The 13,051-nt window shown below is 37.3% G+C and carries 11 protein-coding genes; 5 read left to right on the top strand and 6 right to left on the bottom strand.

Features of this window, described 5'->3' with window-relative positions:
* Positions 1–6 precede the first annotated feature (6 nt).
* The 3 genes from HWV54_RS00895 to alaS all read left to right on the top strand — a co-directional run bounded on the left by HWV54_RS00895 (position 7) and on the right by alaS (position 5,877).
* Positions 7–1,329, top strand: coding sequence for a replication-associated recombination protein A (locus HWV54_RS00895; protein ID WP_005865105.1), 1,323 nt, complete (start codon positions 7–9; stop codon positions 1,327–1,329).
* A 646-nt stretch (positions 1,330–1,975) separates the two neighbouring features.
* The gene (recA, locus tag HWV54_RS00890; RefSeq protein ID WP_005865107.1) at positions 1,976–3,019 is read left to right on the top strand and encodes a recombinase RecA; all 1,044 of its coding nucleotides are present in this window, start codon (positions 1,976–1,978) and stop codon (positions 3,017–3,019) included.
* A 194-nt stretch (positions 3,020–3,213) separates the two neighbouring features.
* Positions 3,214–5,877 (top strand): alanine--tRNA ligase, encoded by a 2,664-nt coding sequence (gene alaS, locus HWV54_RS00885; RefSeq protein WP_040296443.1) that lies wholly within the window; start codon positions 3,214–3,216, stop codon positions 5,875–5,877.
* A 101-nt stretch (positions 5,878–5,978) separates the two neighbouring features.
* On the opposite strand, the gene HWV54_RS07125 is transcribed toward alaS, so the two are convergent.
* From HWV54_RS07125 to HWV54_RS06850, 3 genes are read right to left on the bottom strand one after another with little or no spacing between them, the layout of a single operon-like run.
* Positions 5,979–6,374, bottom strand: a complete 396-nt coding sequence (locus HWV54_RS07125) for an ATP-binding cassette domain-containing protein (RefSeq protein WP_005865111.1) — start codon at positions 6,372–6,374, stop codon at positions 5,979–5,981.
* Positions 6,323–7,528 carry a glucan export ABC transporter ATP-binding protein gene (locus HWV54_RS00880; RefSeq protein ID WP_005865114.1) on the bottom strand — a complete coding sequence of 402 codons (1,206 nt, stop codon included), beginning with the start codon at positions 7,526–7,528 and terminating at the stop codon, positions 6,323–6,325. Before HWV54_RS00880 ends, HWV54_RS07125 begins: the two co-directional genes overlap by 52 nt.
* Positions 7,482–7,763: a hypothetical protein gene (locus HWV54_RS06850; RefSeq protein ID WP_005865116.1), complete on the bottom strand. Its 282-nt coding sequence runs from the start codon at positions 7,761–7,763 to the stop codon at positions 7,482–7,484. The genes HWV54_RS00880 and HWV54_RS06850 overlap by 47 nt, the downstream gene beginning before the upstream one ends.
* A gap of 196 nt (positions 7,764–7,959) precedes the next feature.
* On the opposite strand from HWV54_RS06850, the gene HWV54_RS00875 reads away from it, so the two are divergent.
* A complete protein-coding gene (locus tag HWV54_RS00875) occupies positions 7,960–8,943 on the top strand; it encodes an RluA family pseudouridine synthase (protein ID WP_005865118.1) in 984 nt (327 codons plus the stop codon).
* Between the two features lie 655 nt (positions 8,944–9,598).
* On the top strand, positions 9,599–10,381 hold the full coding sequence (locus tag HWV54_RS00870; RefSeq protein WP_005865119.1) for an ATP12 family chaperone protein: 783 nt from the start codon (positions 9,599–9,601) through the stop codon (positions 10,379–10,381).
* 31 nt (positions 10,382–10,412) lie between these two features.
* On the opposite strand, the gene HWV54_RS00865 is transcribed toward HWV54_RS00870, so the two are convergent.
* From HWV54_RS00865 to HWV54_RS00855, 3 genes are all read right to left on the bottom strand, one after another.
* Positions 10,413–10,958 carry a hypothetical protein gene (locus tag HWV54_RS00865; protein ID WP_040296444.1) on the bottom strand — a complete coding sequence of 182 codons (546 nt, stop codon included), beginning with the start codon at positions 10,956–10,958 and terminating at the stop codon, positions 10,413–10,415.
* 157 nt (positions 10,959–11,115) lie between these two features.
* Positions 11,116–12,525: a type I glutamate--ammonia ligase gene (gene glnA / locus HWV54_RS00860; protein WP_005865124.1), complete on the bottom strand. Its 1,410-nt coding sequence runs from the start codon at positions 12,523–12,525 to the stop codon at positions 11,116–11,118.
* A gap of 56 nt (positions 12,526–12,581) precedes the next feature.
* Entirely contained in the window at positions 12,582–12,920 is a 339-nt protein-coding gene (locus HWV54_RS00855) for a P-II family nitrogen regulator (RefSeq protein WP_005865126.1), read from the bottom strand.
* Positions 12,921–13,051: the final 131 nt, after the last annotated feature.

Raw genomic sequence — 13,051 nt, 5'->3', positions numbered from 1 at the left:
TTTTTTTTGAATAAAGATTTTTTTACTTCAAGTTTTGATTTCCAAGTTCATAAAAATCGGCCACTTGCAGAAAGAATGCGTCCTCGTTCTCTCAATGCTGTAATGGGACAAAAACACTTGGTTGGGGAGAAGGGAGTACTCTCACGTATGCTGGCGACTAGTTCAGTGAGTTCGATGATTTTTTGGGGGCCTCCAGGAACGGGAAAAACAACGGTAGCACGCTTATTAGCGCTTGAAAAAAAATTTGTTTTTGAGCAAGTTTCTGCTATTTTTACCGGAGTTTCTGAGCTTAAAAAGATTTTTGAAAAGGCTCGGACTCATTTTATGTCTGGACAGCAAACAGTTTTATTTGTCGATGAAATTCATCGATTTAATCGCGCTCAGCAGGATAGTTTTCTTCCGGTTATGGAAGATGGTACTGTTATTCTTATAGGAGCAACAACGGAGAATCCTTCATTTGAGCTTAATGCTGCTCTTCTTTCTCGTGCACGTGTTTTGACATTTTTTCCACATGATAATGAAAGTTTAGGTATGCTTTTGAAGCGTGCTGAAGAAGTAGAAGGAATGCTTCTTCCTTTGGATGATGATGCCAGAGATGCTTTGATAGAGATGTCTGACGGAGATGCAAGGGTAGCGTTGACATTGGCAGAGGAAATTTGGTGTACTGCTGCACAAACAGGCGAAATATTTGATACTGTCACTTTGCAAAAAATCATACAACGTCGTGCTCCGATTTATGATAAAAGGGGAGATGGCCACTATAATCTCATTTCAGCTTTGCATAAATCAGTTCGTGGATCTGATCCTGATGCTGCACTTTATTATTTAGCGCGTATGTTTGATGCCGGTGAAGATCCTTCCTATATTGGGCGAAGGTTAGTTCGTATGGCTGTTGAAGATATAGGTTTGGCAGATCCGCAAGCTCTGGTCATTTGTAATGCTGCGAGGGAAGCGTATGATTATTTAGGATCACCAGAAGGAGAGTTGGCTTTGGCACAAGCATGTCTTTATATTGCAACTGCACCAAAATCAAACGCGATATATCTTGCATATAAGGCAGCTATGCATTGCGCGCACAAAAATGGCTCCTTGCCTCCTCCTAAGCATATTCTTAATGCACCTACAAAATTTATGAAGGAAGAAGGATATGGGCATGGTTACCGTTATGACCATGATGAACCAGATGCTTTTTCAGGACAGGAATATTTTCCTGAAAAACTTGGACGCCAAAATTTTTATCAACCACGAGAACGTGGTTTTGAGCGTGAGATTGCGAAGCGTCTTGAGTGGTGGAAGCAATTACGTAAAAAACGAGCCAATCAAAAATGAAATTTTAGCTGAGACAAATTTTTTTTATTAGTCTTGAAACTTGTTTTACATCAGTTAAGGGAATGATAATTCTATAATGGTTTAGATCATGTCTTAAATGCTTATTTATCTCATAGAATAAAAAGTTTTTCTTTTTGTCTATGAAGATTCATATACGCTTAAAAATCAAATTTAAGAAATCTTCGTTGAATTTTAATACATTGAGTTGTTTTGTGATTTCAATTATAAATGGTTTACTGCGGTTTTGGGTGGGATGAATTTTCAGGTTATTAATAGTGGGAATGAAGTTAAGAGGTTTTATCTCTTAAGTACTTATAACTTTTATCTCTTAAGTACTTATAACAGAGATATAAGAAGAGCCATGTATAAAATACCATATTGAGATTTACATTGTTTCTTTTTTAGAGGAGAGATATAAATGTATCAAGCTTCTCTCTTTTATAGGAAAGAGTTTTGTTGGGGCGTGTTTTGTGTCATGAAACAAGGAATACTACTCTTTTTATTATGGTAATTGATATGTTGTGGACACAATGTCGGAATAGAAATGGAAATAGTCTGTGAAAATCTCAATTCAAGACTTTAGTTACGCTAAAATAACAGTGTACACTAGACTCTGGATTATTGTGAATCGATCAAGGATATAATCGTGGATAAAACAAAAGCTCTCGATGCTGCTCTCTTACAAATTGAACGTTCTTTCGGTAAAGGCTCAATTATGCGTCTTGGGCAAAAAGAGCAAGTTGTTGAAATTGAAACAATTCCAACAGGTTCATTATCTTTGGATATTGCTTTGGGTGTTGGTGGATTGCCAAAGGGGCGTATTGTTGAGATTTATGGACCAGAGAGTTCTGGAAAGACAACATTAGCTCTTCATGCTATTGCTGAGGCACAGAAGAATGGTGGGGTTTGTGCTTTTATTGATGCGGAGCATGCGCTTGATCCTATTTATGCGCGTAAGCTTGGTGTTGATTTGGAAAATTTGTTTATTTCTCAACCAGATACTGGTGAACAAGCATTGGAAATTACAGAGACGCTTGTTCGTTCTGGTGCGGTTGATGTGCTTGTTGTTGATTCAGTAGCTGCTTTGACACCGCGTGCGGAAATTGATGGTGAAATGGGTGATGCTTTGCCTGGATTACAGGCGCGATTGATGAGTAAAGCTTTGCGAAAATTAACAGCTTCCATTTTTCGTTCTAACTGTATGGTGATTTTTATTAATCAAATTCGTATGAAAATTGGTGTCATGTTTGGTTCTCCTGAAACGACAACGGGTGGGAATGCTTTGAAATTTTATGCTTCTGTTCGATTGGATATTCGTCGCATTGGATCTATTAAAGATCGGGATATGATCGTTGGTAATCAGACACGTGTTAAAGTGGTTAAAAATAAATTGGCTCCTCCGTTTAAGCAAGTTGAGTTTGACATTATTTATGGTGAAGGCATTTCTAAATTAGGTGAATTGATTGATTTAGGTGTCAAGGTTGGTATTGTGGAAAAATCAGGTGCGTGGTTTTCTTATAATTCTCAACGATTAGGACAGGGGCGAGAAAATGCTAAGCAATTTTTACGTGAACATGCAGAAATAGCTACAGAAATTGAGACAGCTTTGCGCCAAAATGCTGGTTTGATTGCTATTGAACTGTTAGAAAATGCAGGGACAGACAATACAGAAAGCGATGAAGTAATTTGATGGAATCTTTGTTTAAAGGATAATTCCTTCATTTAGAATTTTTCTGTTTTTACTTGTTTGAGCTTTTAGGCATAAGGTCTTTTATTTTTTGAATAAACAGGCCACTTTTTGATTAAATCAGCTTTAAGCATGGCAAAGAGAATATTTAATGAAGGTAGTGGGATAGTCTTATGCTATCCTCTTCAGGTGTCAATATGGTCAGCGTTAATAGCATACGGTCAACTTTTTTAGATTATTTCCATCTTAATGGGCATAAAGTTCTTTCTTCTAGCCCACTTGTTCCGCGTAATGATCCTACACTCATGTTTACAAATGCAGGAATGGTACAGTTTAAAAATGTTTTTACTGGACTTGAACAGCGTTCTTATACACAGGCAACAACTGCACAAAAATGTGTTCGTGCGGGTGGAAAGCATAATGATCTTGACAATGTTGGCTATACAGCACGCCATCATACATTTTTTGAAATGCTGGGTAATTTCTCTTTTGGTGATTATTTTAAAGAAGAATCCATTTTTTTATCATGGAATCTTTTAACAAAGGAATTTTGTCTTTCAAAGGATAAATTATTGGTAACAGTTTATCATAATGATGATGTGGCTGCTGAATTATGGCGTAAAATTTCAGGTCTTCCAGATGAAAAAATTATCCGTATTGCGACAGCTGATAATTTTTGGGCGATGGGAGATACCGGACCTTGTGGTCCTTGTTCCGAAATTTTTTATGATCATGGTGATGGAATTCGGGGAGGGCCTCCTGGAAGTGCTGATGAAGATGGAGATCGCTTTATTGAGATTTGGAATCTTGTCTTCATGCAGTATGAACAGCTGAGTAAGGAAGAACGTGTTGAATTGCCTCATCCTTCTATTGACACTGGTATGGGGTTAGAGCGCATTGCTGCTGTTTTACAGGGTGTTCATGATAATTATGATATTGATCTTTTTCGGGCATTAATTAGTGCATCGCAAGAAATAACAGGGGTTAAGGCAATAGGTGATTTTGTTGTGAGCCATCGTGTTATTGCTGATCATCTCCGCTCGTCGGCATTTTTGATTGCTGATGGTGTTCTTCCTTCCAATGAAGGAAGAGGATATGTTTTGCGTCGTATTATGCGTCGCGCTATGCGTCATGCGCATCTTCTTGGTGCTAAAGAACCTTTAATGTGGCGTCTTTTACCTGCTTTAATTTGTGAAATGGGACAAGCTTATCCTGAATTAGTGCGGGCTGAATCTTTGATTTCAGAAATTTTAAAATTAGAAGAAATACGTTTTCGTAAAACTCTTGAACGGGGACTTGGTTTATTGAATGAAGCAAGCAGTACTCTTAAACAAGGAGACCATTTTAATGGTGAAGTTGCTTTTAAACTTTATGATACCTATGGTTTTCCGCTTGATTTGACAGAAGATGTTCTTCGACGTCGTGGTATATCTGTGGATGTTGATACCTTTTATAAAGCGATGGAGCGTCAGAAAGAAGAAGCACGTGCCAATTGGTCTGGTTCTGGTGAAGCTATAACAGAGGCAATTTGGTTTTCTGTTTATGATCAGGTAGGGGCTACAGAATTTTTGGGTTATGAAACGGAAAAAGCTAAAGGGATTCTTACAGCTCTTGTGTATGATGGTAAAATTGTTCATCATATTTCTTCAGGACAGAAAGCTATTCTTATTTTGAATCAGACACCTTTTTATGGTGAATCTGGTGGGCAGATTGGTGATAGTGGTATCATTTCAGGTGAAAATTTTGTTTTTGAAGTGTATGATACCCAGAAAAAGGCTAATGGTGTTTTTATCCATATTGGTGAAGTTAAATCTGGTCAGGCAAAGACGTCTGATTGTGTAGAATTGACGGTTGATGTTGTTCGTCGTAAAAAAATTCGTGCAAATCATTCTGCTACTCATTTATTACACGAAGCTTTACGTCAAACATTAGGGCCTCATGTTACTCAAAAGGGTTCTCTTGTGTTGCCAGATCGTTTACGTTTTGATTTTTCTCATTCAAAATCAGTTTCTTCAAAAGAATTGAAAAAAATAGAAGATTTAGCTAATGACATTGTTTTGCAAAATACTAGGGTAATAACACGCCTCATGTTCGTGGATGATGCAATTTCTGAAGGAGCGATAGCATTATTTGGTGAAAAATATGGTGATGAAGTGCGTGTTGTTGCTATGGGGAATCAGCTTGAACAAGAAGGATTAAAAAAGCACTGGTCAATTGAACTTTGTGGGGGAACACACGTCGAGAGAACAGGGGATATTGGTTTGATTCGTATTATTTCTGAAAGTTCTGTAGCGGCTGGAGTGCGTCGCATTGAGGCTTTAACAGGCACAGCAGCACGCCTTTATCTTAGTCGCCAAGATGAGCGTATACGTGAAATTGCTGACCTTTTAAAAACTTCTTCTTTTGATATAGAAGAACGCGTTCGGTCTTTACTTGATTATCGCTGTAAACTTGAGAAAGAGTTGAATAATGTACGAAAGAAAATGGTATTAAGTGGAGAAACAACACAAAGTGATCAAAAAGATATTATCATCATCAATGGCATTTCTTTTATGGGACGTATTGTGAGCAATATTTCTTCTCGGGATCTTAAAGCATTAGTGGATTCTGGCAAGAAACAGATTGGATCTGGGATAGTTGCTTTTATCAGTATTTCAGAGAATGGCAAGGGTAGTGTTGTTGTTGGTGTTACTGATGACTTAACTAATAGGCTGCATGCTGTTGATTTGGTGCGTATTGTTTCAGGTGTTCTTGGCGGTCAAGGCGGTGGTGGTCGTCCTGATATGGCGCAGGCTGGTGGTCCTGAAGGAAGTAAGGCTGGTGAAGCACTCGCAGCATTAAAAGCTGCTCTTGAAGGTTAATTTCTGCTTGGTTATTTGTATTGCTTAGCCTTTCTCTTTTTTTTAAGAGGAAGCAGTTTGTATTTTAGGCATATTTCTTGCTTAAAGGTGGAGAGGTTTTTTTATGAAGCCATGGCTTCATGTAAGGAGATCACGTTTTTATCTTTTCTTTCTATCGGTTTATTGATTGTCAAACCGCTGACTTTTAAGAGTTTATAAAAACATCCACCTTTATCAATCAATTCTTGAAAGCTTCCTTTTTCAATTAAGTGACCATGTTCTAAAAATAACACAACATCAGCATTGCGTATTGTTGAAAGGCGATGTGCTATAATAAAAGTGGTGTGGTTGTGGCTTATGCTCTCAAGAGCATCTTTAACGCGTGCCTCTGTTTCAACATCAAGAGCACTGGTTGCTTCATCTAGAATGAGAATGGGTGCATTTTTAAAAACAGCACGTGCAATTGCTAATCGCTGTTTCTCTCCGCCTGACAATTGAATGCCTCGCTCGCCAACCATTGTATCGTAAAGATTGATTTTTTCAGAATAAAATCATGGGCGGAAGCTATTTTTGCTGCTTCATAAAGTTCTTCGTCCGTTGTAGTTGCTTTTCCTATCGCGATATTGTCGTATATACTACGGTTGAAAAGACCAGCAGCTTGAAACACTGTTGCTAGAGAATTACCTAAGGATTCACGGTTAATGGAGCATATATCTATTCCGTCAGTAAAGATATGTCCAAATGTAGGGTCGTATACACGTTGCAATAAATTGATTAATGGTGTTTTGCCAGCCCCTGTTGGTCCCACAATCGCAACAGTTTGCCCTGCCTTAACCTCGAATGAAATGTCAAAAACACCTTGGGAAGAATTTGGAAATTTATAGGTAACATGGTGGAATTGTATTGCACCCTTAACATTTTGGAGAAAAGGGAGATTTTTAGGTTCATTGATATGAAAAGTTGAGTCCTCCATTGTAAAAAATTCTTGTAGTTTTGTTTGTGAAGATACGGTTAAATTAATGAAATTACTCATTTGATCAAGACGATTAATCATTAATTGTGCAAATCCTACAAAAGCAACGACTTCACCTACACGTAATTGGCCTTTTGTTACAAAAAAAGCTCCAAGAAGAAGGACACAAACTATTGAAATGGTTGAGGCCATACGGTTTAAGCCACTTGCAAGAGCCCACCAATTGAGAACAGGATTTTGTACTTTAAGAAGATCGTTAGTATGTTGATGCAATATGAAAGTTTCTTCCTTTATTCGGTTGTAGCTTTGTACAACGGAAACATTAGAGAGTGAATCACTGATATGTTTAAAAAGGTTATGATGGTAGCACTCTACAGCAGCTTGTCCGTCTTTTGTTTTTCGCATTACTAAATGTGCAATCAATACATAAATAATGGCGAGCACAACCAAGACTGTTGAAAGACGCCAATTCATGTTAAAGGCTATTGGGATAAGAATGAATAATGCGACAAAAGTCGAGAGATGTTGGCGCATAAAATCAAGCCATATGGTTGACATAGAGTCTACAGCACGTAAGAGGGTATGAAGAGTGTTAGAAGTTCCGCGCTGTTGATGCCAGGTTAAAGGCATGGCGATAATACGTTCGAAAGATTCAGTTAAAACAAGATAAGCGGCATTTATGTACCAAGCGGTCAGCACTGCGAGCAACAAGGACATAAGCAATAATATGAGAAAGACCAAAACATACCCAAATTGTGAGGGTAAGAACAATGCCTGATTTTTCTGCAATAGAGTCAATGACATGCCCAAATAAAATAGATTCCGCAATGGTGATAATAGCCAACACAACATTAGCACTACAGATCAAGAAAGATGCATTTTTTTCTCTGTTTAAATAAGCGAGGACACGAGCATAGGTTTTGAATAAGGACACAGGTGATTATCTCTACAAGACAAAGGTTGTTGATTCTTATAATCGCTCATATTTGAGCTAATAAAATTTGAACGATAAGAAAATGCAATTTTGAATACTGATTGTAATATGGTGTGATAAAGTCAGTTCGGTAAAATACGATATAAAGATAGGATGCAAAAACAGGTCAATAAAATTATTTGACAAAGGAGCTTTCGTGGCAGGTGTAGAAATAAAAAAGGTTGAAGTAGACGAGAGTGGAATGCGCTTAGATCGTTGGTTTAAAGTGCATTATCCAGGACTTGGATTTGGACATTTACAAAAATTGCTGCGTTCTGGTCAGATACGAATTGATGGAGGGCGTGTTAAAGCTGATACACGTCTTCTTGTGGGGCAAGTTGTCCGTGTACCGCCTTTGTCTGTTGATCACAAGAAAAGCCTTCCTATAACAGATAAAACACTTCGGGAACAGGATGATGGAACCATTTTGAAAAAAATGCTGCTCTACGAGGATCCAAAGGTTTTCGTTTTTAACAAACCAGCTGGTTTAGCTGTACAAGGAGGTTCTGGCTTGACACGTCATGTTGATAGTATGCTTGAAGTATGGCGCAATAAAAAAGGTGAAAAACCGCGTTTGGTTCATCGCCTTGATCGTGAAACATCAGGTGTGCTCATTGTTGCGCGATCAAGGGGGGCTGCACAGGCTTTGACAGCTGCTTTTAGAGCGAGGGAAACGAAAAAGATTTATTGGGCATTGGTTAGGGGTGTACCTAAAAAAAAGCAGGATAAAATTTCAACATGGATGGTTAAGGAAATGGTTCCGCAGGGCGATAAAATGCGGGTTTGTGAACATGGGGAGCCAGATTCTTATCATGCTATTTCCTATTATCGCGTTTTAGATACGCGAGGGCGCACACTTTCGTGGCTTGAAATGGAACCTTATACTGGTAGAACACATCAACTACGTGTACATGCTGCTCATGTGGATCATCCTATTATTGGTGATTCAAAATATTTTTTTTCTGATAATAATTGGAAGTTACCAGGAGGAATTCAAAATCGCCTTCACCTTCATGCACGTCGTATTCGTATTCCTCATCCTTCAGGAGGTCTATTGGATATCGTCGCGCCTTTACCACCTCATATGATACAAAGTTTTAATCTTTTAGCTTTTAATGAGAACGATGGTGAGACGTTATAAGAGAAGAATTTTGTTAGTTTGTTCTCTTTGATTTGTGTAAATTTTATAAAATATTGTATATACCACTTGTTATAAAGAGAGCTATTGATAAGTGATCGTTATCCTATGAAACCCAAAAACACCGTCGTTTAGGGTGGGAGGTATAAGACAAGTAAAACTTTACGCATAAGGTATTGGGGAGGAGAGGACGTGTTGGCGAATGATCAGAAAGCCTTTGCTGCTGTTAAATAAGGTAGGTTGGTGGAATAAAGTGCATTATTCCATAGTTTTTTAAGTGATGAGTGATTTCTTCTTTAACATTATGTTAGAAGCATTTTTAAAGTCGTTAATGGGTGTAGATTTCACTATCGTAAGGGAAAAATTTGCACTCTAGTGAACGTGGTTACCTTCACCATCAAATTTGACATATTCAGTTTTTAAATCAAGATAAATACTTTAAAAAATATTCTAACAACTGTTGCTGAATATATAAACAAGGCATCACCATTGTCTTGTGTGTAAAATAGACATGGAATATAGTTTTAAATCAAATTGATGCTGGTAAGATCTCTTTCCTTTTGTAGGAAAAGGAGGAAGGTAAATTCAAACTTTATTAAAAGGATAGAAGACTTTGAAAAACCGGTCTATTTTTTGAAAATAATAGAGGTAAAACGGTATGCGTGAAATTTTGGGTCATTTTGATATACCATTAAATAAAAATAATTCCGTTCAGAGGATTCAAAATCTTTCGAGTCAGACATTATCAAAACGATTTTATAAGGAAGTAAAAATTTTGTGTGAAGAAAAGGGATTTTCTCTCTTGTTAGATGAATATCCAGTTAAGACGCCGGCAAAGCGCCATTTCCTTGTACCAACAGAAGTGTTTGCTACTTTAGTAGCACAGGAATTTGAGAGCCAAAAAGAGGTCATTAATCCAGCAAAAATGCCAATTACGTGTCTTGTTAATACCGTTATTGATGGCATAGCTGATGATATGCAGGCTGTTTTTGAAGATGTATTACGTTTTGTTGCATGCGATATGATCTTTTATCGTGTTCAAACACCAAAAGAGTTAGTACAGCGACAGTGTGAACAGTGGGATTCTTTATTGGATTGGGCCGAAGGAACACTTGGTGCTCGTTTTTATTTAACAGAAGGGCTTATGCATGTTAAACAATCAAGGGAAGCTATTCAAGCAGTAAGCAATTATCTACGTAAAATTGAGTCTCCATATGTGCTTGCTGCAATTCATACGATGACAACCTTAACAGGATCAGCTCTTATTGCTCTCGCTGTTGCTGCAAAGAAAATTGATGCCGATCATGCTTGGGTTATCGCCCATTTAGATGAAGATTGGGTGATAGAACAATGGGGGGGTGATGAAGAAGCAATGACGCGCCGTGCTTATAAGAAAGTTGAATTTAATGCTGCAGCAGCAGTCATTACAGCTTGTTTGTAAGAACAATTTTTTAGTTACACATGCTTTTTTCTCAATCATAGTATTTTGTGATTTTCTGGGGATTGACTTTTATTTTTTCAAGTCCAGGGAATGTTTCATTGGTGATGTTTAAGATTGCCTCATCATTTCCACGGATAAAATACCACTTGTTATTGTCAAAAAGGGCAATAACCTCAGTTTGAATAGAGCATTTTCCAACATTTGTTGTGGTTACAAACTCTACAGGTATAACGAAATAAGGAATACCATTATCAAGCTTGCCTTCACGTTTTTGTTTTTGGTCGATGTGAATACTCTCAATTTTATAATTTTCCGCCAACCGTTCTATTTGGCTTTTCATGATTTTTTGGAATTGTGACTTACTAAATTTTTTTTTGGCAGTTAAACTGTTGATGATTTGGGGAGGAATAGCGTTTAAGATAGCATTGGCATCTGCATTTTGAATTGCTTTGCTGTAAGCAAATGCAGCTTTTTCAAGGGCTATAAGTTTTTGATTTGTAATTGTATAAGCTTGAGTTGTTGATATAATGAAGGCAATGCATAAAAGAATGGGAAATAGGGGATGAATTCGCAGCATTAGAAACCTTGTTAATTGATTTGAATGGATTCCATTAAAATTATAAAGGAAAAGCATATTGGCAAAAAGCCACTTATGCTCTTTAATGAGAAAAATATCCACAAAAATGGAGATTAAAATCTCCATTTTAAAATCAAAAGGAATAACTTATTATTCTTTAAACAGAATAGTACATATCAAATTCGACAGGATGGGGTGTTGTTTCATAGCGTAAAACTTCTTGCATTTTTATTTGAATGAAAGAATTAATTTGATCATCATCAAAAACATCTCCTGCTTTAAGAAAGCTACGATCTTTATCAAGTGCTTCAAGTGCTTCGCGTAGACTTCCTGAGACTGTAGGGATTTCTTTAAGCTCTTTTAAAGGAAGATCATAAAGATCTTTATCCATAGCGTGTCCAGGGTGAATTTTATTTTTGATTCCATCAAGACCAGCCATTAAGAGTGCTGCAAATCCTAAATAGGGATTTGCTGTTGGATCTGGGAAACGCACTTCTATGCGTTTTGAATTTGGTGAAGGGCTTATTGGAATACGGCAAGATGCAGAACGATTGCGTACGGAATAAGCAAGAAGGACAGGCGCTTCATAACCAGGCACTAAACGTTTATAAGAGTTTGTGGATGGATTGGTGAAAGCATTAATTGCTTTAGCGTGCTTAATGATACCACCGATAAAAAATAAGCAGATTTCTGATAGTCCAGCATATTCATTGCCCGCAAAGATTGGTTTTCCATCTTTCCAAATAGACATGTGAACATGCATGCCTGAGCCATTATCGCCAAAAACTGGTTTTGGCATGAAAGTTGCTGTTTTTCCGTAGTTATTTGCTATTTGGTGCACGACATATTTAAAAATTTGCATTTTATCAGCTTCGCGGACAAGTGTATCAAAGCGAATACCCAATTCATGCTGTCCTGCTGCCACTTCGTGATGATGCTTCTCGACATGAACCCCCATATCTTTGAGTGCAGTAAGCATTTCAGAACGCATATCTTGGCAGGAATCGATCGGGGGAACGGGAAGGTAACCGCCTTTCATTCGTGGACGATGGCCAAGATTGCCTATTTCATATTCCATATCATTATTGGATGGAAGTTCACTTGAATCAAGTTTAAATCCTGTGTTGTAAGGATCAGTTTTATAGCGTACATCATCAAAGATAAAGAATTCTGCTTCTGGTCCTATATTGATTGTGTCTCCGATTCCTAAAGATTTCATATAAACTTCAGCTCTCTTGGCGATAGAACGAGGATCTCTACGATAAAATTCTCTAGAAACAGGATCGAGCACGTCACAGAATATGACTAAACTCGATTGAGCAAAAAAAGGATCAATATGTGCTGTTTCTGGATCGGGCAACAAAACCATGTCAGATTCGTTGATTGTTTTCCATCCGGAGATCGAAGAACCATCAAACATAACGCCATCACTAAATGTATCTTCTCTGATTTCTGAACTATCCATTGTGATGTGATGCAACTTTCCACACGGATCGGTAAAACGAAAATCAACAAAACGGATTTCGTTGTTCGCAATCTGTTTGATAATATCTGATGCGGTTGTCATATTCAATTTCCTTATTTGGGATTGAGGTGGATAAAAAGGGTAAATTTCATTATTTGTTAAAGGGCATCTGTATCAGATTCGTCATTGCTTATACGAATGGCATCATCCAGGGAAAAAATAAATATCTTTTCATCTCCGATATGTTTTGTTTGAGCCGCTTTACGTATTGTATTAACGGTTTGTTCCAGCTTTTTATCGGTAACAACAATTTCAAGCTTTACTTTAGATAGAAAATCAACAACATATTTAGCATCGCGATACAGTTCTGTATGTTCTTTTTGACGTCCAACTTCTTTTGCTTCTGTCACTATCATGTCATGTAAACCAATTTTTTGAAGCGCTTCTTTTACTTCGTCAAGTTTGGAAGGCTTTATGATGGCTTCAATTTTTTTCATGCTAAACTTATCTCTAACATTATTTCGTCTTTTTAAACTGTTTTACTTCACATTGACAACTGAGAGATGTTTAATAGATACTTTTTACACAAAAAGTCAAAAATTATGTTACTGGAATATTCTTTGGAGAA

Source organism: Bartonella alsatica (assembly GCF_013388295.1).
Classification (GTDB): domain Bacteria; phylum Pseudomonadota; class Alphaproteobacteria; order Rhizobiales; family Rhizobiaceae; genus Bartonella; species Bartonella alsatica.
The sequence above is the reverse complement of the archived record's forward strand: the minus strand, read 5'-3'. Positions and strand labels throughout refer to the sequence as shown.

Coding starts and splice junctions, on each gene's coding strand:
- HWV54_RS00870 (WP_005865119.1), top strand. CDS start 9,599: ATGCGTGAAATTTTGGGTCATTTTGATATACCATTAAATAAAAATAAT.
- glnA (WP_005865124.1), bottom strand. CDS start 12,525: ATGACAACCGCATCAGATATTATCAAACAGATTGCGAACAACGAAATC.
- alaS (WP_040296443.1), top strand. CDS start 3,214: ATGGTCAGCGTTAATAGCATACGGTCAACTTTTTTAGATTATTTCCAT.
- HWV54_RS00865 (WP_040296444.1), bottom strand. CDS start 10,958: ATGCTGCGAATTCATCCCCTATTTCCCATTCTTTTATGCATTGCCTTC.
- HWV54_RS07125 (WP_005865111.1), bottom strand. CDS start 6,374: ATGGTTGGCGAGCGAGGCATTCAATTGTCAGGCGGAGAGAAACAGCGA.
- HWV54_RS00855 (WP_005865126.1), bottom strand. CDS start 12,920: ATGAAAAAAATTGAAGCCATCATAAAGCCTTCCAAACTTGACGAAGTA.